Here is a 22,288-nt window from a genome sequence, read left to right on the forward strand (position 1 = left end):
TTCCGTAGCTATTACGTTTCGTTGTCTGCGACCAAACGGAAACGTAAATCATTCAAGGTCATTCGAAACGATCTCAGATCCTGACCACCGATAATGTTCACTTATCGGAGGTCAGACTGGGCATCGCCGGATCTGACTCGCGAAGGGGCGACACGGATTTCGTTTCGTGTAATACGTAACGTATCGACGAAACCAACGCTACGATTCACCCGTGTCGAGCGTATGCAACTATCCGGGCTGTGCCCGTCCCATTACCCGCGCCGGTGGGCCGGGTCGTCCCTCCGAGTACTGCGATCACCCCGACCACACGCGGTGGCGGGCGTGGCGGGAAAGGCAACGGCAGCAACAGGAGTCCGAGAGTGCGGCCCCTACCGTCACTGTGACGGCTCAGGGGCCGGTGACGGTGGCGCGTCTGCGAGCCGACGAGCTGCTCGGGCAATTCCGGGGACTGGCCGAGCAGCTGGGGACCACGCTGAATGCAGCGGTCGCCGAGCTGCAGACAATCGGGGATCCGTCGGTGGCCGAGGCGCAGGTCCAGGCGGTCCAAGCCGACGCGGCTCGCCGGATCGCCGAGGCGGAGATGGCGACAGTGGCGGCCGAACAAGCGCGGCGCGAGGCCGAAGAGGCACGCGCACTGGCGGAATCAGTGGCCGAAGAGGCGGTGGCGGCCGCGGAACACGCCGAACAGGCGGTGGGGGAAGCGCTCGCGGCCAGGGACGAAGTCGTGGCCTCGGTCGACGCGCTCACCCGACAAGCCTCCGAAGATGTGTTCGCCGCACGCAGTGACGCCGAGGCACAAGTACGTGCGGCACACCAACAAGCAGCCGACGACATCGACGCGGCGCGACAAGAAGCCGACGACACCGTGGCCCGCGCCCAACAGCGCGCCGACACCGAGGTCGCGCACCAGCGCCGCGACGCCGAGGCCCGGATCGCCGCCGCGAACGCCGAACGGGACCTGGCGATCCAGCGGGCCGCCGACGCCGACCGTGCCACCGAACGCGCCGAACAAGCCACCGCCGAACGCGTGGAGGCCGCCGCCGAAGCACGCGAGGAGTGGCGCCGGGCCCGCACCGAACTCGACACCGCGCGCGGTGAACTCGACCGCACCCGTACCGAACTCGCCGAGCTGCGCCGTACCACCACCGCCGAAACCCAGCAGCGCCGCGACGAAGCGGCAGCCGCACTCGAGCAGGTGCGCACCGAAGCCGCCGAACGGTGGGCCGCGCTCGACGACGCCCGCAAACAAACGCTGGCCCGTGCCGAACGCGCCGAAGCGCAGCTCGACGAACTCCTCGCCACCACCCGCACCCCGCTACCGCAAACATGAGCGGGGGTATCGGGGGCGGCGAGCAGTGACCTGGACTAGCGTCACGCACATGACCGAGCAGCCCGGCCCTCTCGAATCGACGCGTGAGTTCGCCGCCATCGACATCGACGACATGCTGAACGCCGACGAAACCTACACCGGACCGACCTCACGGACGCGACTGATCGCGATCCTGGTGGTGGTGGCACTGCTACTGGGCGCCGGTGCCACCACCCTCGCGATCCTGCTGGCCTGACCTCTCACGCGGGCCGGGGCAGCGGAGTGTCGGGTTCGCCGGAATTTCGCAGCGCGACGATCTGTTCGGGCACCCAGTAGATCCGGCCGAACTCGAACGCCTGGTAGACCCCGTCGTCGTGGGCGGTCTCGTCGGAGGCCGGCCAGCCGAGCTCGCCGTTCTCGTACCCGGCCGCCGCCCACCGCGCACCGATCGCACCGTGCACCCAGTACGCGGGTTGGCCGGCGCGCCGGTAGACCATGCCGCCCTGAAACGCTTGCGCCAGCCCGGGGCCGGACCCGCGCCGATCGGGCAGTTCGGTGTGCTCGGCCGTCGGATAGCCCAAGGGGCCTGTCTCCCACTCCAACTCCGCGTACTTGTCCATGACCGCGGTGGGGACGGCGTGGGCATCGGTGCTCGGATGCCAGTACACGTAGCCGTGCTCGAATTCGGCGAAACGTCCCACCCCGTCCGGTGTGCTGAGTTCACCGTCGGTGCGCCGCGCGCCCAACCACGGGGACGCGGCGGCACGGACATCGATCGCGTTCGGTCCGGTCCCGTCGGCGAACGAGGCGACGTGGGCGGCGAACACATCCCACGGGAAGTTCGGGCCCACATCGGTATGCGAGCCGATGCCCAGTGCCCTCGTGACGTACTGATGGTCGGAGATCCCGTCGCCGACGTGGTAATCCGGCTCGATCACCTCGGTCGAGTACCCGTGCCGGTGCGCGCTGCGGACAGCGAGGAACGCCGCGATCCGCAGGTCGCCGTCGATGGCCAGCCACTGTTGCCGCGACCATGCGATCCGGCTGCCCGCGAAGCACAGATTCACCGTGAACGGGTTCGCCGAGAGCACCGACCAGGACGCGAGCTCCTCGGGCACCACGCGCACCACCACCGCGTCGCGCAGTGTGTAGTGGTAGGACACCCCGTTGGCGGGGTTGTTGAGGTAGGCGGCAAGGGATTCGGCGGTGCCGTTGCCCTCTTGGGTGTGCAACAGGAAATTGGTGATGCGAGCCCCTTCGCGCGGGGAGTGCGAGGGTCCGAGCCGGTCGATCTCGGTGAACTGAGGTATCGATACCGAACGGTCGAGCGCCCACTGCCCGAAGTCGGGGGCGAGGATGTCGTTGACGTCGACGCGGGTGCCGTCGATAATCGGTCCGGGGTTGCTCGGGGTGTCGATCACCCGCTGGTAGAGCACCGCGCGTGGTTCCCGTTCGGTACCCGACCAGGCCCGCGTCTGCCATGCCCAGCTGAATTCCCCGCGTGCGCCGACCACCCCGTCCTCGATCGCCCACGCACACACTCGCGAATGCCCGTAGATCCCGGTCCAGGCGGTCCCCAGTACCGAGTTCACGCCCCGGAAGAACTCCACGGCCGTGCTGTTCCACTGCGACAGCGAGATGTCCTCGTCGACGGCGAAGAAGATCGGTGCGTGTTCAGGCGCGCCCACGCTCAGGTGGGTGGCCGACGCCTGTTCGGCCATCCGGCGACCGCCCTCGAAACCGGTAGTCCAGTCCGAGGGGGTCGCGTCGCCGGGTTTGCCGTACTGCCAGATGGAGACGATGTCGAGCCCGGCGGCGGTGAGCGCGCGAGCGTAGTCGGCGGTGATCGGTTTGGCACCGAAGTTCGCACCCGGCCTGCTCGGTGAGATGTAGGCGAGAACCGCTGAATGGCCCGCCGCGACGATCGCCCGCGGTTCGATGAGCCTGGCCGCGAAATCGACAGCTGTAGACATGATTGACCCCCTGTATGGCTGCGTATCCGATGGAATTCCGAGATGGTGGAACTATCGCGATGATTGACGCTGGTACCCGAGGAGCGGCACCGGGGGTGAGGATCTCACCGTGCATCATTCTAAACGAAACACTCACTCCTGCACCGGCGTTCACCAACGAACAGGGTAGTACCCGAATTCGGGAGTAGTTTCACTCACGCGTGCCCGCCCGTGGGCCCGCTAACCTTTCGCCATGGTGGCGCAGCTGATGTGGGGGATCCCGACGCACGGGTTCTTCGTCGCGCTCGGTGTCGCCGTGGCCGCGGTGGTGTTCGTGTCCGAGTGCAGGCGCCGCGACGCGCTGCGCGAAGAGTCCCTGGTCGCGGTCACCGGGGCACTGGTCGGCGGGGCGATCGGCATGCGGTTGTCGAGTCTGGTCGAGACCCTCGATCCGTACGAGAGCTGGATGTTCGGTGCGCGCAGCGTGCTCGGCGGATTGTTCGGCGCATATGTGGGCGTGTTGATCGCGAAAAAGATCATCGGATATCGGGAACGGACCGGTGACCTGTTCGCACCCGCGGTGGCGCTGGGCATGGCGATGGGGCGCGTCGGCTGCTTGCTCACCGAGGCACCGGGACGGCCGACGAACCTGCCATGGGCGATCCACGCTCCCGCGACGGTGCCGCAGTGCCCGGGATGCGTGGCCGGTGTCGCGATGCATCCGAGCTTTCTCTACGAAATCGTGTTCCAGTTGGCCGCTTTCGGCGCACTGTGGTGGTTGCGAGACCGGATCAGCACGCCGGGTGAGCTGTTCACCCTCTACGTCGGGGCGTACGCGATCTTCCGGTTCCTGGTCGAGTTCACCCGCGCCAACGACACGGTATGGCTGGATCTGACGCGCCCGCAATGGTTCCTGCTGCCGGGACTGGTCCTGGTCGCGGTGCGCTGGAGCATCGGCCGCCGGCGCGGGAACTACGACGGTGTACTTCGACGAAAGGTCGTGGCATGAACTTTCCTCCTGGCCCACCACCGAACATGCCGCCCCCACCGCCGCAGCAAGGCGGGAAACCGCCGGGCCAGGGCGGTCAGGTCGCGGCGTTGGCGGGGGCGATGGCGTTCATCGTGGCGAACGCGATGGCGGGATTCTTCGTGTTCATGGTCGTCGCCTCTCTCGATGACGACGCCGCGACCAAAGCGCTGTTCGGGCTGACCGCGGTGGTCAGCGCGGCAGCGGCATTCGGGGGTGGCTGGCTGTTGATCCGGCGCAAACGGCCCGCGCCCAAAGGGTTCGGGATGGGGCTGATGATCGGGTGGTCGCTGGTCACGGTGTGCACGGCGGGTTTGTGCACGGCCATCAACCCGGAGCTGTACACGGGCATGTTCGGGATGGCGCGATGACCGGGATGCCGTTGCGGGGCGATCGGATCCTGCGCTACGTGACCGCGTTCTGTCCCCGCTGCCACGACGAACACCCCGACACCGCGCTGCCCGACGTCGCGAGACTGTCGGGGTGGCTCGCCGAACGCGACGGGAAGGTCTTTCTCGAACGAGGGTGTCGAACCCACGGCATGGTGCGCACCCTCTACGACGAGGACCCCGAAATCCTGGCCTACCTCGAAGAATGGACCGCTCCGACCAAAGCGCACCTGCCCGACACCGTGGGCAATTTCGACCCGGTGCCCTCGGCGTATCTGCGGGGGCTGCCCGAGATGCAGACCCAGCACACCTGCATCTTGCTCGAAGACATCATCGACAGCTGTAACCTGCGCTGCCCCACCTGTTTCGCCGACTCCTCGCCCGAACTGCGCGGGGTGGTGTCGGTCGAGGACGTGCTGGCCAATGTCGATCAGCGCCTTGCCCGCGAGAACGGGCGCTTGGACGTACTGATGCTCAGCGGCGGCGAACCGACTCTGCATCCACAGTTGGCGCGGCTGCTGACCGAATTGACCGCACGGCCGATCACCCGGATCCTGCTCAACACCAACGGTCTGCGCATCGCCGGCGACGACGAACTGCTGGCGCTGCTGCGTGCCCATCGCGACCGGGTCGAGGTGTATCTGCAATACGACGGGGAAACCGCGCAGGCCTCCCGCCATCACCGTGGCGGTGACCTGCGTGTCCGCAAACAGCAGGCACTGCGACGGCTGTCGTCGAACGCCGTCTTCACCACCTTGGTGATGACCGTGGCCCTGGGTGTGAACGACGACGAGATCGGCGCGGTCCTGCGCACCGCGATGGACACACCGTTCGTCGGCGGGGTCTCGATCCAACCGCAATTCGGGTCCGGGCGTTCGGGAACGATCGACCCGATGGACCGGCTCACCCACACCGGTGTGCTGGCCCGGCTCGGCCCCCAGACCGACGGATTGGTGACCTGGCGTGACCTCACCGCACTGCCGTGCTCGCATCCACACTGCTGCTCCGTGGGCTACCTGCTGCGTGACGACGCGGGTGAATGGCGGTCGCTGGTCTCGCTGATCGGACACGACAGACTGAAGCAGCAGCTGGGACTGGTGTCCAACCGGATCGCGGACTCGGCGCTGCCCGCCGAACTGCGGGTAGCGGTCCAGGAATCGTTGCTGGGATTGCTCTCGGAGCAATCGTCGCTGTCGCATCCGGAGATCGGGCGGGTGTGGCGCAACATCTGCGAGAACTGCGATCTGGGGATGTCGACGCTGCTCACGCTGGCGTCGTCGGCGTTGCCGGGGCGGCGTCAACGGTTGCGCACACTGCTCGGGGAACGCGTTGTGCGGATCACGGTGAAACCGTTCATGGATATCTCGACGATGATCGAGGAACGGCTCACCCAGTGCTGCGTGCACGTGGGGACCCGTGCCGATGCCGATCAGTGCGCGCCGTTCTGCGCGGTGCAGGCCTGGCCAGCATTGTCGCGGCAGCGGTTGTCGGCGGCGGCACCGGCGGGGCGGGCGTTGTTGCCGGTGGAGGTGCGGTGAGCGAACGCGGGGTCTACTACGAGGAGGCGATGCGCGGGCAGCAACCGCACGACCCGTTGACCTTGTGTGTGGTCGCGACGGTGGCGTTGCTGACGTGGTTGGTGGGGCCGTGGGCGGTGGTCGGGTTCGGTGCGCTCGCGTTCGCCGGATACTGGCGGGCGTGGCGGGCGGGGTTGAAACGCAGTCGATGCTGGTTGCGCGATACCCGGCTGGTGCTGGGGTATGTCGGGGCGATCGCCGTGATCGGGGCCGTCGCCGCGGTGTGGTAGCGGCGTGTCGCCAAAGCCGGTGTGGCAGAACGGTAGCGGGCGGGCGCGGGGCACGGTTGACTGGTAGCCATGGCCTCCACCCGATCCAGCAGGCAGCGCCGACCCGGGGTGCCCGCACCCTCGGTCCCGCCGGGCGAACTGATCGTCGTCACCACGCCGACCGGCCCGGAGATCACGCCGATCGCGCTGCGTGAGAACCGGTCCGTGCGCACCAGGGTCGACGAGCTCCTGCCGGCCACCGCGCGTTTGGTACCGATCTTCGGCCCGGACAACCGGCTCGCGGCCCGCCTTGCCGACACCCCGCAGGCGCCGGTCGCGGGGGAGTACCTCAGCTACTACTCGGTGCACGGTGAACTGGGCGACCTCGGAGAGCTCGCGCACCGGCTGCGCGAGGACGACACCGTCGCCGCCGCCTACGTCAAGCCGGCGGCCGAACCGCCGCTGGCACCCCTCGCGGAGAACATCGTCGCACCGCGAGCGCCCGCTGTGACACCCGATTTCCGGGTCAGACAGGCCTATCTCGACGCCGCACCGCACGGCATCGACGCGGTGTGGGCCCATGGCAGGCCCGGCGGACTCGGCACCGGCGTGCGGGTGATCGACGTCGAGGGTGCGTGGCGGTTCACCCACGAAGATCTGCGACAGAACCAGGGCGGAGTCATCGGCGGTACCGCCTCCGCCGATCTGGGATGGCGCAACCACGGCACCGCCGTCGCCGGCGAGATCAGTGGCGACCTCAACGAATTCGGCGTCACCGGAATCGCACCCGACGCCCACATCAGGGCCATCTCGATTTTCGGCATCGGCTCGGCCGCCGCGATCCGCTCCGCGGCCGACGCCCTGCATCCCGGCGACATCGTGCTCATCGAACTGCACCGCCCCGGACCACGATTCGACTACCAGGCCACCCCCGATCAGCGCGGCTACATCGCGGTGGAATGGTGGCCCGACGACCTCGCCGCCATCCGCTACGCGGTGAGCCGGGGCATCGTCGTCGTGGAAGCGGCAGGCAACGGCGGTGAGAACCTCGATGACGCCGTCTACGACACCCGCCCCGGCGACTTCCCCGCCACCTGGCACAACCCGTTTCGCGCGGGCCCCGCCGATTCCGGTGCCATCCTGGTCGGCGCGGGCGCCCCACCGCCGGGCCTGCACGGCCGCGACCACGGGCCCGCCCGCTCGCGCCTCGACTTCTCCAACCACGGCGCCCGCCTCGACACCCAGGGCTGGGGCCGCGAAGTCACCACCACCGGCTACGGCGACCTGCAAGGCGGTCCCGACGAAGACCTCTGGTACACCGACGAATTCAGCGGCACCTCCAGCGCGTCTCCGATCGTCGTCGGCGCCATCGCCGCCTACCAGGGCATTCGTACCACCGGCCCCGGCCGCGCGACCCCCGACCAGATCCGGACCCTGCTCCGCACCACCGGCTCGCCCCAAACCGCCGCCCCCGGCCGTCCGACCACCCAGCGCATCGGCACCCTGCCCGACGTGCGCGCCATGACCGCGAAAGGCTGAGGCCCCCGATGGCAGTGATCCATCAGACCACCGTCACCCCGTCCAAGCGCGATCTCGTCGCGGCGTGGTTGCCCAGTCGGCAGTGGTACCTGGGCACGACCCCGTGCCTGGATAGAGTCGGTGGCTTCCGCCTCGACGACCCGGCCGGAGAGGTCGGGATCGAATTCGTGCTGTTCGTCGACGGGTCCGGTGCCGACCAGGTGCTGTATCAGGTGCCGATGACCTATCGCGGGGCACCGCTGCACGGCGGCGACTCGGCGCTGATCGGCACTGCCGAGCACGGGGTGCTCGGCCGGCGCTGGATCTACGACGCGACCCGCGATCCGGTCGCGATCGCCGCCGTCATCGATCTGCTGACCGGCCGCGCGACCGCTCAGGCTCAGAGTCTGAGCGACACGACCGACCCGACGGTCGTTGTGACACCGGCCGGGTCGGCCGACGGCAACCTCGGCCTGGCTGTGGACGGCGTCGCGCACACCGATGTGCCCTGGGGGTCCGCTGCCGTGCGATTCCATCGGGTGCCGGTGTCGTTGTGGGTCGGCGGAGCCGGTTCGGTCGCCGCACCCTCGGCGCTGGGCCCGGTTGTCGAGTTGATCAGCGTGGTGACCGACTGGGCATAGCGCTGCCCGTGCGGGACGGACCGACACGTGCTCTGCCGGGGAGAAAACCGGATGTGCCGGGGTGGGGTGGCGTGGCAGGGTACGAGCATGGCATCGGCGAAGAGCGTGTGCGTTCGGACGGCGACTCCCGCGGACTCCGCGGCGATCGCGGGGTTGCAGGAGGCCGGGTTCGGGATGCGGTACGGGAGTGATGAGAACGAATACCGGGGAGCGGTCTTTCCGGTCGAACGGTCACTGGTCGCGGTGGAGGGCGACCGGATCGTCGGGCACACGGTGGATCGGACGATGACGATCACGGTGCCGGGGGAGCGGACGGTGCGCGCGTGTGGGGTGTCGGGGGTCGCGGTGGCGCCGACGCACCGGCGGCGGGGGATCCTGCGCGAGTTGTACCGGGCCCAGCATGCTCGGACCGAGGCCGACGGGTTGCCGTTGACGATCTTCACCGCCAGCGAGGGCACGATCTACGGGCGGTTCGGCTACGAGGTGGCCGTCCTCGACACCGCGATCTCCATCGATCCGCGGCGTGCCGAATTCCGTTCCACCACACCGGATCCCGGTGGCGTCACCTTGGAGACACTGCACGATGCCGCCCCGCGGATCCGCGAGATCTACGAGCGCTGGCAGCAGGTGACGGCGGGGGCACAGGTTCGGCCGGATGCCAAGTGGGACCTGTTCTTCGCCGACATAGAACGCCACCGCCACGGTGCGACGACGCTGTTCGTCCTGCTGCACGCCGACGGCTATGCCCTGTATCGGCGCTCGCGGCGCGAGAACCGTGACATCGCCTCGGTGTGGGAATTGCGTGCGGTCACCCCGGACGCGCACGCCGCGCTGTGGCGGGTGCTGCTCGGTATGGACCTCGTCGACACCGTGGAAGCCGAGATCGCCGACGACGATCCGCTCGCCTACATGCTCACCGACCCGCGCACCGTGCAGATGACCCACCGTGGTGACGCACTGTGGGCGCGGGTCATGGATGTCCCCGCCGCTTTGACCGCCCGCGCCTACCGCGCCGACCTCGATACCGTCGTGGCGGTGCGCGATCCGTTCCGCGACGCCGGCGGGAATTTCGCCCTGCGGATCCGCGACGGCGTCGCCGAGTGCGAGCCGACCACCCGGACAGCGACTCTCGGCTTCGATATCAATATTCTCGGCGCCCTCTACTTCGGTGCCCATCGCGCGAACATGTTCGCCGCCGCGCACCGGATCGCCGTCGAGGATCCGAAGGCATTGCGTGCGTTCGACGAAGCCTTCACCACCGACCGTGCCCCGCAATTGGGGTGGTTCTTCTAATATCTCGGCACCGGGCGCGTTCGCCCCGAAGGTTGCTCCCCCGGGAGTACGGTGGGTAGCTGTGGATTCGCACGAGGTCGATTCTTCGGTTCGGGTGCGTGGCGCCCGGGTCCACAACCTGCGTGATGTCGACGCGGACATGCCACGAAATGCCCTGGTCGCCTTCACGGGAGTGTCGGGTTCCGGCAAGTCTTCGTTGGCGTTCGGCACGCTCTACGCGGAATCGCAACGCCGCTACCTGGAGTCGGTGGCACCGTATGCCCGCCGGTTGCTGAACCAGGTGGAAGCGCCCGATGTCGACACCGTCACCGGCCTGCCGCCGACGGTGGCCCTGGCCCAGCGCCGGTCCTCGCCGTCGTCACGCTCGACGGTCGGCACCGTCACCGCGATCTCGAACACGCTGCGCATGCTCATGTCCCGCGAAGGCGACTATCCCGACACCCCGGCCAGGACGGGCCCCGGGCACTACCCGGAGGGCACCAACCGTCTCTACTCCGACGCGTTCTCCCCGAACACCGTCGAAGGCGCCTGCCCGCGCTGCCACGGACAGGGCGTCGTCCACGAGGCCACCGAGGCGTCGATGGTCCCGGACCCGTCGCTGAGCATCCGCGAGGGCGCGATCGCCTCGTGGCCCGGTGCCTGGCAGGGCAAGAATCTGCGCGACGTACTCGGCGCGCTGGGCTACGACATCGACCGCCCGTGGCGTGAACTCTCACCCGCCGCCCGCGAATGGATCCTGTTCACCGAGGAGAAGCCGGTGGTCACAGTGGAACCGGTGCGCGAACCGCACCGCATCCACCGCCCCTATCAGGGCACCTACACCGGCGCCAAGCAGTTGCTGTTGCGCTCGCACGCCGAATCCAAGAGCGCGGCGACCAGGGCCCGCGCGGCCGAATACCTGCACACCGCCGTCTGCGGACTGTGTGCGGGTCGACGACTCAAACCCGAAGCGCTCGCGGTGACCTTCGCCGGGTACAACATCACCGAGCTCGCCGACCTGCCGCTCAGCGAACTCGTCGAGGTGCTGCGCCCCTACACCTCCGGCACGGAAGCTGTGGCGGTACTCACCCAGGACCTCACCTCCCGCATCGATGTGCTCATCGAGCTCGGGCTCGGCTATCTGAGCGTCGACCGGGAGAGCCCGACGCTGTCCGGCGGTGAGCTGCAACGATTACGGTTGGCCGGGCAGTTGCGGTCGGGCCTGTTCGGCGTCGTCTACATTCTCGACGAACCCTCGGCGGGACTGCACCCGGCCGACACCGCGGCACTGACGACGGTGCTGGACCGGCTCAAGCGCTCGGGCAACAGCGTGTTCCTGGTCGAACACGATCTCGACGTCGTCCGCCACGCCGACTGGCTCATCGACATCGGTCCCGGCGCCGGTGTGAACGGCGGCACGGTGCTCTACGCCGGTGAAGTCGAGGGGTTGCGGCAGGTGGCCGACTCGGTCACCCGGCCCTACCTGTTCGACGAGATCGTCCGCGCACCGCGCGCGGCCCGCACCCCGACCGGCGAGCTCCGATTACGCGCCGTCACCAGCCACAACCTGCACGACCTCGACGCCGACATCCCCCTCGGCGTGTTCACCGCGATCACCGGCGTCTCCGGTTCGGGCAAATCCACTCTGCTGCACGCTGTGTCGACGACCGCCGCCGCCGACCCGGACATCGTGCGAGTCGTCGAAGTCGATCAGGCGCCGATCGGGCGCACCCCACGGTCGAACCTGGCCACCTACACCGGCCTGTTCGACACGGTCCGCAAACTCTTCGCCGCGACCGACGCCGCCAAAGCCCGCGGATACGGCGTCGGCCGGTTCTCGTTCAATGTCGCCGAAGGCCGTTGCCCGACCTGCCAGGGCGAGGGATACATCACCGTGGAGCTGCTGTTCCTGCCCAGCACCTACAGTCCGTGCCCGGCCTGCCACGGTGCGCGCTACAACCCCGAAACCCTCGACATCACCTACCGCGACAAAACCATCGCCGAGGTGCTCGATCTGACCGTCGACCAGGCCGCCGACTTCCTCGACGACGTCGACGTCGTCGCGCGTGCCCTGCGCACGCTGCGCGATGTCGGCCTCGGCTACCTGCGGCTGGGCCAACCCGCCACCGAACTGTCCGGCGGTGAGGCCCAACGGGTGAAACTGGCCACCGAATTGCAGCGGGCACGGCGCGCGGGCACGGTCTACCTGCTCGACGAACCGACTACCGGGCTGCATCCGGCCGACACCGATATCCTGATGACACAACTGAATTCGCTCGTCGACAGCGGCGCCAGTGTGGTGGTGGTCGAACACGACATGACCGTTGTCGCCGGGGCCGACCACGTGATCGACATGGGACCGGGCGGCGGCGGGCAGGGAGGCCGGATCGTGGCGCAGGGGACACCGAAACAGGTGGCGGACAGTGCGGTCAGCCGGACTGCGCCCTACCTGCTGGAGCGGCTGACATGACCGGCAGCGCGGATCGGACCCGCACCGCGATGCTCGTCGCCGGCGGATGTTCGTTCCTGCTCGGTGTGGCGCTGCTGCTGTGGCCCGGGCGCGACGAATCCACGCTGGCGACGCTGTTCGGGGTCTCGCTGATCCTGAGCACCGTGGTGCAGGTGTATCTGGCGTTCATGGCACGGATCGCGTTCCCGCTGCGGGTGCTGGTACTGGTCAGCGTCGCACTGACGGGGATCTTGGCGGGCCTGGCCTTCCAGGGCGGCAATATCGAACTGCTGGCCCTGTGGATCGGCATCGGCTGGTCGGTGCGCGGTGTGGTGCACGCGCTGGTCGCCGCGTGGGACGACAGCGTCGAGGACGGCTGGGCGCACGAACTGTGCGGGCTCGCCACCACCGCGATCGGCATCGCCATCATCGCGATCACCTTCCAGACGGTCACCGGGCTGGCCACGATGGCCGGTGCCGGGCTGGTCGTGATCGCCGTGATGGAACTGCTCGCCGGTGGGCTCGGGCGGGCGGCGATGCAGGCAGCGCGCGGGTCCGCGACCGAGGAGCAGCCGCCGCCGGTTCGGGCCGCTACCGAGCTGCAGTAGCGAATCACACACTGCGACTTCAAGATTCGAGGTTTACGCGAACTCACGGACAACGTGACATTGCGGGCAGTCGAGCGAGCGCTGAACTCTGCGTGCACCCTCGCTCACGGCTGGGGTATCTGTGCTGCGCGACGGTAGCGTGGCCCGCGGCGTGCGCACGGGGAGGGCCCTGTTCGGCGCGCCGCGTCCGCAGCCCGAATGTGAGCCCAGGAGAATGTGGTGTCGCGCGTAGTCCCCGGCGTAGCTGCCGATGCCGTCCAGCGTGAAGAGCTGGCTATGCGGCGCATGACCGAGAGTTTGGTCGAAGACCTGTCCGAGAACGTCCCCGTCGACCAGGTGACGTCGGCGGTCGGCGCCGCGCACCACCGATTCAGTGGTAAACCGATCCGGGAGTTCGTGCCGATCCTGGTCGAGCGGATCGTGCGCCGCGAACTCGCCGATCCCGACCCGACGGTACGGGTTCCTGCCCCCGCGGCCGGCGTGCGCGCCGCGGAACTGATCGCGCGCGAGTCGAACACCACCGAGGAACCGCCGAAGCGGGCGGTGAGCAGGCGTGCGGTGGTGCCGTTGTCGATCGGCGCGGCCGTGGTCGTGGCCGGTGTCGTCGCCGGAGTCGTGCTCCTGCCCGGCGGTGCCGATGCGCCGGCCGCCGCTCCTGTCGCCGCCGTGACGGTGGTGCGCGGGGTGGTGGGGTCGGAGAAGATGTCGTTCTTCGCCGACGAGCGCGTGGCGAAGGTGCTCGCCGACAACGGCCTGCGGGTCGAGGTCGAACCGGCCGGTTCGCGCCAGATCGCGACCACCGTCGACCTCGGTGCGTTCGATTTCGCGTTCCCGTCGAGCATTCCGGCCGCCGAGCGAATCCAGCGCCAGCGCAACATCACCACCAAGTACACGCCGTTCTCGTCACCGATCGCCATCGCCACCTACCGGCCGATCGCGGACCTGCTCACAGCGGCCGGAGTGATCAAGCCCGGCCCGGTCGCGACGTTCGACATGGGCAAGTACCTGGAGCTGGCCGGGACCGGCGTGCAGTGGGACGACCTGCCCGACAACACCACCTACCCGGTCGCCAAGAACATCCTGGTCTCGACGACCGACCCGCGCAGCTCGAACTCCGCGGCCATGTACCTCTCGATCGCCAGCTATGTCGCCAACGACCACACCATCGTGCGCGGCGCCACCGCCGAACAGCACGTGTTGCCGGCACTGTCGAAACTGTTCCTCGCCCAGGGTTACACCGACAACAGCAGCGACGGACCGTTCAACCAGTACCTCACCAACGGCATGGGCCCGACCCCGCTGGTCTGCATCTACGAGGCGCAGTTCGTCGAAGCCGCGGGCAAGGGCCGGATCAAGCCGGACATGGTGCTGACCTATCCGACCCCGACGGTCCTGTCGAGCCACACCCTCGTCCCGCTCGACGCCACCGGCGACAAGATCGGCAAACTGCTCACCGACAACGCCGAATTGCGTCGCCTGGCCGCCGAACACGGCTTCCGCACCGGCGACACCGCCCAGTTCACCTCGGTTGCCGCCGAACGTTCGGTGCCGGTGGCCGCCGATCTGATCGACGTCGTCGACGTGCCGGCCTACGAGACCCTCGAGCACCTGCTCGACGGGGTTGCCAACTCCTACAACTGAAGTCGCCTCCCCGGTTGCCGCGCAGCTCCCTGGCTGCGCGGCACCGGTGTTCCTGTGGCCAGGAGGACGCGTTCAGGACATGCGGCGTCGCACCGATTCGGGTTCAGGTGACGGGCGGACTGTAGTGCCGGATTCGGGGGTTGACACGAGTTCGGCGCACGACTGTACACTGATGTGTTGCCAGGCATCCGAGCTGGCCCGCACTGCGAATGGAGTTCCACCGAGATGGACAAATTCGAACCCGGCCGAGAACTGATCCACGAGCTGTCCATCGCGGCACGCCGCACCGGGACCGCGCTCGCCGCCATCTTGGGCGACGCGGGCCGCAAGAGCGCGCGCGAGGTGGTCGATCTGGCGCACGAGGGACGTGAACTGGTCGCCGGAACGCTGCGGGCCAGCGCTGACGAGCTCCGCCGCCGCCGTTGAGTGCGCCCCCGTGCGGATTCCTCCATGCCGCTGCGGCGTTCGCGGGAAGTCGCCGCGGCGGCGGCGAGCGGGTCTCGGTAGGATTCGGCGGGTGCCAGATTCTTCCGAGATAGCCCGCCTTTTCGATCGGCGACCGCGCCACTGGGGGTCGCCCGCGGACCCGGTGGCTTGGAATGCGGTGCGGGACAAGGTCTGCGCGCAGGTCCCGCCGGAGACCGCGACGGAGTTCGTGACGCTGCTGCGGCGTGAGATCGTCCAGGTGACCGGGGTCGACGTCGACGATGCCGACGCGTTGTCCGAGGCGTCCGTGCTGGTCGAAGGGCGATCCGAAGCTGTGGACCTGCCGACCTGGCGCACCGTTGTGCTGCCGCTGCTGACTGCTCGGGCGCGGCAGCTGTACGGCGAACTGCCCACCGAGCGCCCCTGACGCATCACCTCGTCGGGCGCGCCAAGGCTGGCTCTCTCCGTCGCGTTCGCGCACTTGCCGTCCTTCGACGAGCAGGGCTCTAGAGCATTCAGTGCACGTCTGTACACTCCACGCGCTGGCCATGTGCTCGCTGAGCCCGCACGTCGGCACCCCAGGGTCACCGCAAAAATTCGCCTGACCTGCGGAAGAGATTGTCTGAAAAGTATTTTCGTGGCGAGCGATGAGTTCTTCCGGCGCGCACCGTCTGTATGAGTGCTACCTGTAGCCGAGATCCGGGAGAGCCTCATGACCGCCAGTTCCGCCGTCACCACCGGCACCCTCGTGGTGCCGGACGCCTGCCTGTACTACGAGGTCCGTGGTGCGGGACCGCTGCTCGTCCTCGTCGGTGCCCCGATGAACGCCGCCTCGTTCGCCGCGGCCGCCGAACAACTCGCCACCACCAACACCGTGCTCACCACCGATCCGCGCGGGCATTTCGGCAGCCCCCTCGACGACCCGAATCAGGATTCGACGGTGCTCGCCCGCGCCGGGGACCTCGCCCAGCTCATCACCCATCTCGGCGCGGGCCCGGCCGTGGTGTTCGGATCCAGCGGTGGCGCGGTCACCGCGTTGGCCCTGGCCCAGACCAACCCCGACCTGGTCACCACTGTCGTGGCCCATGAGGCGCCGCTGCGTGAACTGCTCCCCGACGCCGAAGCTCAGCGCTCACTCACCGAGGACATCGTCGCCACCTACGCCACCGGCGATGTGATCGGCGCCTGGCGAAAGTTCTTCGCCCAAGCCGCTATTGCCATCCCGGAACCGATGCTCGTAGAGATCTTCGGCGGCGACCGCGATCCCCGACAGGTCGCCAGCGAACGTTTCTGGTTCGCCCATGAACTGCGCCCGACCACCTCCTGGGTACCGGACCCGCCGTTGCTGCGTTCGATCCCGACCCGGGTGATCGTCGGGATCGGTGCCGAGTCCACCAGTCAGTTCTGCGATCGCACCTCGCGGGAACTGGCATCGGCGCTGGGCGTCGACCCGGTCCTGTTCCCCGGCGACCACATCGGATTCGTCAACGATGCCGTCACCTTCGCCGCCCGCCTGCAAGAAGTACTCGACGAGCCGTGAGCGTGGTTGCTCGCGCACGAGCGGGCCGGGGGAGAAGATGCCAGGCATGAGCGAATCACAGGACTGGAACAGCAAGATCATCGCCGAGTTCCGAGCCAACGAAGGGCGCGTCGGTGGGCCGTTCGAGGGTGCGCCGATGGTGCTGGTGCATCACCGAGGGCGGCGTACCGACCGGCAACTGGTGTCGCCGATGATGTACTTGGCCGACGAGAACGACCCGAAGCTCGTGTACGTCTTCGCTTCCAAAGCCGGTGCCCCCACCAATCCCGACTGGTACTACAACCTCATCTCGGCGGGCGCGGCCGACGCCGAGGTCGGCACCGAGACCTTTCCGGTCACCGTTACCGAAGTGACCGGCGACGAACGCGACCGCCTCTACGCCGAGCAGGCACGACGGTATCCCGGTTTCGCCGGATACGAGGAGAAGACGAAGGGCATCCGCACCATTCCGGTGCTGGCGTTGCGCCGGAACTGATCGGATGAGGTAGCGGGGCAGGGCAACCGGACCGCCCTGCCCCGCTACCGAAGACCGAGGCGGGGGTAGTACCGCAGTCCGATGCGTGTGCGGGCCTCGGCTTCCTACCGTTCGATCATGCGTTTTCGAACCCTCACTGTGCCGATATTCGCCGTCGCGCTGGGCTTGTCCGCCTGCACGACCAGCACGGCTGATCCCCTCGCCTCGGCTCGTGTGGACAGCGTGCGCGGCGACCTCCACGCGCTAGTCGGCTCCGGTGCTGTCGGAGCCATCGCCACGCTGACCGCGCACGAGGCCGACACCGTTATCGGTTCCGGACTGGCAGACGCGGGCGCGGCGACCCCGATCGGAACCGATGGTCCCCAACACGTCCGGGTCGGCAGCGTCACCAAGTCGTTCACCGCCGCGATCGTGTTGCAGCTGGTGGCCGAACACCGCGTCGACCTCGACAGGTCCGTCGACACGTATCTGCCCGGATTGCTCACCGGTGCGGGCGTGGACGGGCGCGCGATCACCGTCCGCCAGATCCTGGGCCATCGAAGCGGCCTGCCCGAGCCGGCCCGCTCCCCGGAGCTCGACGAACACGAAGCGGCGAAGAACGGCCGCACCTTCACCCCGGCTCAGGAGGTCGCCCTGGCCCTGGAACATCCGGCGAAGTTCGCGCCCGGTGGCCGGTTCGAGTACGCCAACATCAACTACATCGTCGCGGGCATGCTGATCGAAGCCGTGACCGGGCATCGCTACACCGACGAACTGCGCGACCGCATCCTGACACCGCTCGGCCTGTCGAATACCTACCTGCCCGCCACCGGCGAAACCGGTCTCCGTCAACCGCATCCGACCGGCTACACCACCGTCGGTGGGACACTCACCGACACGACCCTGATGGAGCCGTCGGTGCCGTGGGCATCGGGCGCGCTGGTGAGCACCGGCGCCGATGTGAATCGGTTCTTCCTCGCGCTGCTGGCCGGTCGGGTCGTGCCCCAACCCCAACTCGCGCAGATGCTCGACGGCATCGACATGGGCAACGGTGACGGCATGTCCTACGGTCTCGGCCTCGGGTACACCCAGCTGCCGTGCGGTGCGCAGTATGTCGGCCACATCGGCGGCATCCCCGGCTTCTCCACTGTCGCCGGTGCCACGGGGTCCGACCTCGCGGTTACCATCGCTTATACCGGCACATCGTCGTCTGTCGATCTCGGCGGGATGCTCACCCACGCGCTGTGCGACTGAATCCTTCGCCTGGTCGGGGCGCCGGCCGCCGCGCAGCAAGGTCGAGGTGACTCCGCGACGCTGTCAACGCGGAAATGGCACACGCTGCAAGTCGGCACCGGGTGCATCAACGATCGCGTCACGGCATCGTTCGCTCACCGTCCGCAGCGCCGCGACGAGCTCAGGCGGGTCGGTGACCGTGAATCCGATGTCCAGGGCGGTGATCATCCAGGCCAGTGCGGCCGGGGAATCGGCGCCCAGATGCAACAGACAGCTGACATCGTCGACCGCTTCGAGGACGCCCATGCCCGGCCAGACCCGATCGGCCACCTCGGTGGCCGACCCGTGCAGGGTGACGACGGTGCGCCACGGCCACGACGCGACCGAGAGCCTGCGGGACAGATAGGTCGCCGCGTCACCGTCGGGCAGCGGTCGCGGGGTGAACCGTGGGCCCGTCGGCACTCGCGGCTCGAGCCGGTCGACGCGGAACGACCGCCAATCGGCTCGATCGACATCCCACCCGACCAGATACCAATGCCTACTCACATTGACCAGCGAATCGGGTTCGACATCGCGGCGAGACGTCCGACCGGCGTGATCGGTGTAGTCGAAGCGCAGACGCTCGTGGCATCGACACGCCTGCGCGATCGTCAGCAGCGTCTCCGGTGCCACCCGCGGTGCTTCGGCGGCGACCCGCACCATCGATTGCTGCAAGGTGGTGAGCCGGTGCCGCAGTCGCGAGGGGAGCACCTGTTCCAGCTTCGCGAGCGCGCGTAGCGAGGCGTCCTCGATACCGGTGACCGTGCCGCCCGAGGTGGTGCGCAAGCCGACCGCGACGGCCACGGCCTCCTCGTCGTCGAGCAGCAGCGGCGGCATCGACGCACCCGCTCCCAGCCGATACCCCGCGCTGCCCTGCCATGCCTGCACCGGATAGCCCAATCCGCGCAACCGTTCCACGTCGCGGCGCACGGTGCGCGCGGTGACATCGAGCTTGGTCGCGAGTTCGGCACCCGACCACGCGCGGCGGGTCTGCAACAGCGACAGCAGCCGGAGCAGCCGAGCGGATGTTTCGGACATCTCTCCATCATGCCGCGAACTTAGGAACAGTACTGACCTAAGTGCTGCCTAGCGTTGTCGGTATGAGCGACATCGACAGCTTCCGGATCGACATCCCGCAATCCGACCTCGACGACCTGCGTGAGCGGCTCGCCCGCACCCGCTGGGTCGACGACCTGCCCGGCACCGGCTGGACCTACGGCCTGCCCACCGCCTATCTGCGCGAGCTCGCCGACTACTGGCGGACCGGGTTCGACTGGCGTGCCGCGGAAACCGCACGCAACGCCCACCCGCAGTTCGTCACCCAGATCGATGGGCAGCGCCTGCACTTCACCCACGTGCGCTCACCCGAATCCGGCGCATTGCCGCTGGTCTTGGTGCACGGCTGGCCGTTCACCGACTTCGGTGCGACGATCGGACCGCTGACCGACCCCCGCGCGCACGGCGGCGACCCGCGCGACGCCTTCGACCTCATCATCCCGACCCTGCCCGGATTCGGCTTCTCCGGACCCACCCACCAGCCCGGCCAGGCGGCCACCGAGCGATCCGCGGAACTGATCGCCCGGCTGATGGGCGAATTGGGCTACCAGCGCTACGGCGTGCAGGGTAGCGACGCGGGCTCGTTCATCGCCCCGCAGGTGGGTCGGGTCGATACCGAGCGGGTCGCCGGTGTGCACCTCAACGCCGCGATCACCATCCCCGCCTGGAACGACGACGGTGCGGGCTACACCGAGCAGGATCAGGAAAAGCTCGCCGCGCTCCAGGATTGGAGCAGCAACGAAACTTCTGCCTACGCGGGTGTGCACAGCACCCGCCCGCACACCCTGGCCCATGCTCTGACCGATTCACCAGCAGGTCTGCTCGCGTGGGTCGTCGATGTCGTCAACACCTACAAGGACCCCGCCGCCGCGCTGCCCGAGGATTCCCTCGACCGCGACGCCATGCTCGCCGAAACAGCGATCTTGTGGTTCACCGGGACCGCGGGCTCCTCGATGCGGCTGTACAAAGAATCCCAGCAGTGGGGCGCGGACCTGCCCAGCTCCGGTGTCCCCACAGCGGTCGCGGTCTTCCCCGGTGACACCACGATTCGCGGCATCGCCGAGAAGCAGAACAACCTCGTCCGATGGACCGAATACGACCGCGGGGGCCACTTCGCCGCGATGGAAGCGCCCGAGCTACTGATCGATGATGTGCGCGAGTTCTTCCGGTCGGTGCGGTAGGAGTCGGTGGCCCCCGGTTATGGCCGGGGGCCGTCGCCATCTCGATGCCACGCGGCACCGATCTCGCTCAGCCGCTCGACGGCGTAGGTGGGGTCGATCAATGCCTCCGGGGTGTGGATGCCCGGTGCGGGACGGTCGCCGCGCAGGCCGAGCAGCCGTTCGACGCCGAGTGCGATCCCCACTGCGGTCAGCGGTCGCTGACCGTCCTGATGGACGAGGTGCTGTGTTCTGTTGAGCGGTGCGCCGTTCCGGCCGGTTCCGGCGAGATCGATCCGAACCTCGACGGAGGCAGGTTCACCGCGCCGCCTGCTCGGGGTGGCACCGACCGCGAAGTCGACCCGGACGTTCGGTGCGCCGGTAGCGAGGGCCAGGCTGGGCACGTCGAGAACCGGGATGCTCTGGCCGGGCAGGGCGGTGCCGTCGACGGTGCGGACGTCGGCTTGCGCGTCGGCCTCGGCGAGCCAGGTGAAGACGCCGTCGCGGCGCACGAGACCTGCCGTCGTGACGGCCGACCAGCGTTCCAGGTCGGCGATTCCCGCGGGTCCGCCGGTGTCGGTGTCATCGAGCGCGACGCCGACTCGGACCCTGTCGACCCGGTCGAACTCGCGCGCGGAATCCAGCGCGGCGAGAACGATGATGCCCGCCATCAAGTGGCTGGCGACCAGAACCGGTGCCGCACTGGACCTTTGCGCGCCCGCGACGATCTCCGGGCCGATGTCGAGCAGGCCGCTGGAGATGCTGAGGTAGGGCAGGCCACGGTCCTGTGCGTAGTGCAGGCCGTTGAGCCGATGGTCCCACAGGGTCGCCACGACCGCGGAGTAGTCGGCGTCGGCGAGACCGAGGTCGCGGCGTGACAGATCGATCGTCACCGCCGTGGCAATGCCGACGGCGTCGGCGACCCGTTGCGCACGACCGAGATCACGGCCCGCGATGGTCAACGGCAGGGTCGGATGCCATTGACGCAACAGGGCGGCGGTGTCCGACCCCGCCTGTCCCGACCCGCCCAAGATCAGTACCGATTGCTCCATGGTGAAATCCCTCTCCGCTAAGCTACAAGTTGTAACTTACTCTTTGTAGCTAAGCTGTGGACATGGCGCAAGGGAGGACGATGACCACACGATCGGGCAGATTGGCGAAGCCGGCCAGGCGCGAGCAGCTGCTCGACACCGCCTTGACGCTGGTACGAGAGCAAGGCACCGACGGCCTGACCTTGGCCACTCTCGCCGAAGCTGCGGGCGTGAGTAGGCCGATCGTCTACGACCACTTCGGTACCCGCCCCGAACTGCTCCTCGCGCTCTACCGTCAACTCGACGAACGCCACCGCCTGGCCTCGGAACAAGCCGCCCGCGACGCCACCCCCACCGTCGACGAGATCGCCCGCGTCATGGGCACCGCCTACTTCGCCTGCGCCACCGACATGCCCGAATTCGACGCGATTTCCGCCGCCCTGAAAGGCAATCCGGACGTCCAGGCGATCCAGCACGACATGCTCGACAGCTACCGCGACTGGATGGCAGCCACCCTGCAACCGTTCTCGCCACTCACCGCCACAGCACTGCGACTGCGCTGCGTCGGCGTGCTCGGCGCGGCCGAAACACTGGCCGCGGAACTGAACCTGGGTACGACCACGCCCGACGAAGCGATCTCGGCGCTGACCGATCTGATCGTCGGCAGTATCGGTGTGCGATAGCGGCACCGCAGCAGACCGAAGCTGATGCCGTTGTCCGCCGACAGGGGGCGGCGTCGGACGCCTGTCGAAGCGACAGC

General features: G+C 68.3%; 22 protein-coding genes. 19 read left to right on the top strand and 3 right to left on the bottom strand.

The window, feature by feature from the left end; genetic code table 11:
• The first annotated feature begins 379 nt into the window (after positions 1-379).
• Both ACWGCN_RS04695 and ACWGCN_RS04700 read left to right on the top strand, forming a co-directional pair.
• Complete coding sequence (locus ACWGCN_RS04695; protein ID WP_452457515.1) at positions 380-1,330, top strand: hypothetical protein; 951 nt, start codon at positions 380-382, stop codon at positions 1,328-1,330.
• A 49-nt stretch (positions 1,331-1,379) separates the two neighbouring features.
• Positions 1,380-1,565 carry a hypothetical protein gene (locus ACWGCN_RS04700; RefSeq protein WP_378991687.1) on the top strand — a complete coding sequence of 62 codons (186 nt, stop codon included), beginning with the start codon at positions 1,380-1,382 and terminating at the stop codon, positions 1,563-1,565.
• 4 nt (positions 1,566-1,569) lie between these two features.
• Here ACWGCN_RS04700 and ACWGCN_RS04705 read toward each other — a convergent pair whose 3' ends face one another.
• Entirely contained in the window at positions 1,570-3,282 is a 1,713-nt protein-coding gene (locus tag ACWGCN_RS04705) for a glycoside hydrolase domain-containing protein (protein WP_452457514.1), read from the bottom strand.
• Positions 3,283-3,514: 232 nt separating this feature from the next.
• On the opposite strand from ACWGCN_RS04705, the gene ACWGCN_RS04710 reads away from it, so the two are divergent.
• From ACWGCN_RS04710 to ACWGCN_RS04780, 15 genes are all read left to right on the top strand, one after another.
• Positions 3,515-4,270, top strand: a complete 756-nt coding sequence (locus ACWGCN_RS04710) for a prolipoprotein diacylglyceryl transferase (protein WP_452457513.1) — start codon at positions 3,515-3,517, stop codon at positions 4,268-4,270.
• On the top strand, positions 4,267-4,659 hold the full coding sequence (locus ACWGCN_RS04715) for a hypothetical protein (RefSeq protein ID WP_452457512.1): 393 nt from the start codon (positions 4,267-4,269) through the stop codon (positions 4,657-4,659). The genes ACWGCN_RS04710 and ACWGCN_RS04715 overlap by 4 nt, the downstream gene beginning before the upstream one ends.
• 5 nt (positions 4,660-4,664) lie before the next feature.
• Positions 4,665-6,215, top strand: coding sequence for a radical SAM protein (locus ACWGCN_RS04720; RefSeq protein ID WP_452457537.1), 1,551 nt, complete (start codon positions 4,665-4,667; stop codon positions 6,213-6,215).
• Positions 6,212-6,484, top strand: coding sequence for a hypothetical protein (locus ACWGCN_RS04725; RefSeq protein WP_378991692.1), 273 nt, complete (start codon positions 6,212-6,214; stop codon positions 6,482-6,484). Before ACWGCN_RS04720 ends, ACWGCN_RS04725 begins: the two co-directional genes overlap by 4 nt.
• Before the next feature lie 69 nt (positions 6,485-6,553).
• On the top strand, positions 6,554-8,002 hold the full coding sequence (locus tag ACWGCN_RS04730; protein ID WP_452457511.1) for a S8 family serine peptidase: 1,449 nt from the start codon (positions 6,554-6,556) through the stop codon (positions 8,000-8,002).
• A gap of 8 nt (positions 8,003-8,010) precedes the next feature.
• Entirely contained in the window at positions 8,011-8,622 is a 612-nt protein-coding gene (locus ACWGCN_RS04735) for a maltokinase N-terminal cap-like domain-containing protein (RefSeq protein WP_449962460.1), read from the top strand.
• 87 nt (positions 8,623-8,709) lie between these two features.
• Positions 8,710-9,915 carry a GNAT family N-acetyltransferase gene (locus ACWGCN_RS04740; RefSeq protein ID WP_452457510.1) on the top strand — a complete coding sequence of 402 codons (1,206 nt, stop codon included), beginning with the start codon at positions 8,710-8,712 and terminating at the stop codon, positions 9,913-9,915.
• Positions 9,916-10,054: 139 nt separating this feature from the next.
• Complete coding sequence (locus tag ACWGCN_RS04745; RefSeq protein WP_452457536.1) at positions 10,055-12,364, top strand: ATP-binding cassette domain-containing protein; 2,310 nt, start codon at positions 10,055-10,057, stop codon at positions 12,362-12,364.
• Positions 12,361-12,951, top strand: a complete 591-nt coding sequence (locus ACWGCN_RS04750) for a DUF308 domain-containing protein (RefSeq protein WP_452457509.1) — start codon at positions 12,361-12,363, stop codon at positions 12,949-12,951. Before ACWGCN_RS04745 ends, ACWGCN_RS04750 begins: the two co-directional genes overlap by 4 nt.
• A gap of 219 nt (positions 12,952-13,170) precedes the next feature.
• A complete protein-coding gene (locus ACWGCN_RS04755; protein WP_452457508.1) occupies positions 13,171-14,592 on the top strand; it encodes a three-helix bundle dimerization domain-containing protein in 1,422 nt (473 codons plus the stop codon).
• 225 nt (positions 14,593-14,817) lie between these two features.
• The gene (locus tag ACWGCN_RS04760) at positions 14,818-15,018 is read left to right on the top strand and encodes a hypothetical protein (protein ID WP_378629218.1); all 201 of its coding nucleotides are present in this window, start codon (positions 14,818-14,820) and stop codon (positions 15,016-15,018) included.
• Between the two features lie 91 nt (positions 15,019-15,109).
• On the top strand, positions 15,110-15,445 hold the full coding sequence (locus ACWGCN_RS04765) for a hypothetical protein (RefSeq protein WP_378991701.1): 336 nt from the start codon (positions 15,110-15,112) through the stop codon (positions 15,443-15,445).
• A gap of 285 nt (positions 15,446-15,730) precedes the next feature.
• Positions 15,731-16,558 carry an alpha/beta fold hydrolase gene (locus ACWGCN_RS04770; RefSeq protein ID WP_452457507.1) on the top strand — a complete coding sequence of 276 codons (828 nt, stop codon included), beginning with the start codon at positions 15,731-15,733 and terminating at the stop codon, positions 16,556-16,558.
• Between the two features lie 46 nt (positions 16,559-16,604).
• Positions 16,605-17,033, top strand: a complete 429-nt coding sequence (locus tag ACWGCN_RS04775; RefSeq protein ID WP_379312107.1) for a nitroreductase/quinone reductase family protein — start codon at positions 16,605-16,607, stop codon at positions 17,031-17,033.
• A gap of 117 nt (positions 17,034-17,150) precedes the next feature.
• The gene (locus tag ACWGCN_RS04780) at positions 17,151-18,266 is read left to right on the top strand and encodes a serine hydrolase domain-containing protein (protein WP_452457506.1); all 1,116 of its coding nucleotides are present in this window, start codon (positions 17,151-17,153) and stop codon (positions 18,264-18,266) included.
• Between the two features lie 63 nt (positions 18,267-18,329).
• Here ACWGCN_RS04780 and ACWGCN_RS04785 read toward each other — a convergent pair whose 3' ends face one another.
• Positions 18,330-19,322, bottom strand: coding sequence for a helix-turn-helix transcriptional regulator (locus tag ACWGCN_RS04785; RefSeq protein ID WP_452457505.1), 993 nt, complete (start codon positions 19,320-19,322; stop codon positions 18,330-18,332).
• 62 nt (positions 19,323-19,384) lie between these two features.
• On the opposite strand from ACWGCN_RS04785, the gene ACWGCN_RS04790 reads away from it, so the two are divergent.
• A complete protein-coding gene (locus tag ACWGCN_RS04790) occupies positions 19,385-20,521 on the top strand; it encodes an epoxide hydrolase family protein (protein ID WP_452457504.1) in 1,137 nt (378 codons plus the stop codon).
• Between the two features lie 17 nt (positions 20,522-20,538).
• Here the strand turns inward: ACWGCN_RS04790 and ACWGCN_RS04795 are convergent, their stop codons facing one another.
• Complete coding sequence (locus ACWGCN_RS04795; protein WP_452457503.1) at positions 20,539-21,549, bottom strand: saccharopine dehydrogenase; 1,011 nt, start codon at positions 21,547-21,549, stop codon at positions 20,539-20,541.
• Positions 21,550-21,629: 80 nt separating this feature from the next.
• Between ACWGCN_RS04795 and ACWGCN_RS04800 the strand changes: the two genes are divergently transcribed.
• Complete coding sequence (locus ACWGCN_RS04800; protein WP_449962432.1) at positions 21,630-22,211, top strand: TetR/AcrR family transcriptional regulator; 582 nt, start codon at positions 21,630-21,632, stop codon at positions 22,209-22,211.
• Positions 22,212-22,288: the final 77 nt, after the last annotated feature.

Source organism: Nocardia sp. NPDC055050 (assembly GCF_053608345.1).

Excerpts from the sequence above, each read along its gene's own strand:
- ACWGCN_RS04700 (WP_378991687.1), top strand. The coding sequence starts at position 1,380 with ATGACCGAGCAGCCCGGCCCTCTCGAATCGACGCGTGAGTTCGCCGCC.
- ACWGCN_RS04705 (WP_452457514.1), bottom strand. The coding sequence starts at position 3,282 with ATGTCTACAGCTGTCGATTTCGCGGCCAGGCTCATCGAACCGCGGGCG.
- ACWGCN_RS04710 (WP_452457513.1), top strand. The coding sequence starts at position 3,515 with ATGGTGGCGCAGCTGATGTGGGGGATCCCGACGCACGGGTTCTTCGTC.
- ACWGCN_RS04715 (WP_452457512.1), top strand. The coding sequence starts at position 4,267 with ATGAACTTTCCTCCTGGCCCACCACCGAACATGCCGCCCCCACCGCCG.
- ACWGCN_RS04720 (WP_452457537.1), top strand. The coding sequence starts at position 4,665 with ATGCCGTTGCGGGGCGATCGGATCCTGCGCTACGTGACCGCGTTCTGT.
- ACWGCN_RS04730 (WP_452457511.1), top strand. The coding sequence starts at position 6,554 with ATGGCCTCCACCCGATCCAGCAGGCAGCGCCGACCCGGGGTGCCCGCA.
- ACWGCN_RS04735 (WP_449962460.1), top strand. The coding sequence starts at position 8,011 with ATGGCAGTGATCCATCAGACCACCGTCACCCCGTCCAAGCGCGATCTC.
- ACWGCN_RS04740 (WP_452457510.1), top strand. The coding sequence starts at position 8,710 with ATGGCATCGGCGAAGAGCGTGTGCGTTCGGACGGCGACTCCCGCGGAC.
- ACWGCN_RS04745 (WP_452457536.1), top strand. The coding sequence starts at position 10,055 with ATGCCACGAAATGCCCTGGTCGCCTTCACGGGAGTGTCGGGTTCCGGC.
- ACWGCN_RS04750 (WP_452457509.1), top strand. The coding sequence starts at position 12,361 with ATGACCGGCAGCGCGGATCGGACCCGCACCGCGATGCTCGTCGCCGGC.
- ACWGCN_RS04760 (WP_378629218.1), top strand. The coding sequence starts at position 14,818 with ATGGACAAATTCGAACCCGGCCGAGAACTGATCCACGAGCTGTCCATC.
- ACWGCN_RS04770 (WP_452457507.1), top strand. The coding sequence starts at position 15,731 with ATGACCGCCAGTTCCGCCGTCACCACCGGCACCCTCGTGGTGCCGGAC.
- ACWGCN_RS04775 (WP_379312107.1), top strand. The coding sequence starts at position 16,605 with ATGAGCGAATCACAGGACTGGAACAGCAAGATCATCGCCGAGTTCCGA.
- ACWGCN_RS04780 (WP_452457506.1), top strand. The coding sequence starts at position 17,151 with ATGCGTTTTCGAACCCTCACTGTGCCGATATTCGCCGTCGCGCTGGGC.
- ACWGCN_RS04785 (WP_452457505.1), bottom strand. The coding sequence starts at position 19,322 with ATGTCCGAAACATCCGCTCGGCTGCTCCGGCTGCTGTCGCTGTTGCAG.
- ACWGCN_RS04790 (WP_452457504.1), top strand. The coding sequence starts at position 19,385 with ATGAGCGACATCGACAGCTTCCGGATCGACATCCCGCAATCCGACCTC.
- ACWGCN_RS04795 (WP_452457503.1), bottom strand. The coding sequence starts at position 21,549 with ATGGAGCAATCGGTACTGATCTTGGGCGGGTCGGGACAGGCGGGGTCG.
- ACWGCN_RS04800 (WP_449962432.1), top strand. The coding sequence starts at position 21,630 with ATGACCACACGATCGGGCAGATTGGCGAAGCCGGCCAGGCGCGAGCAG.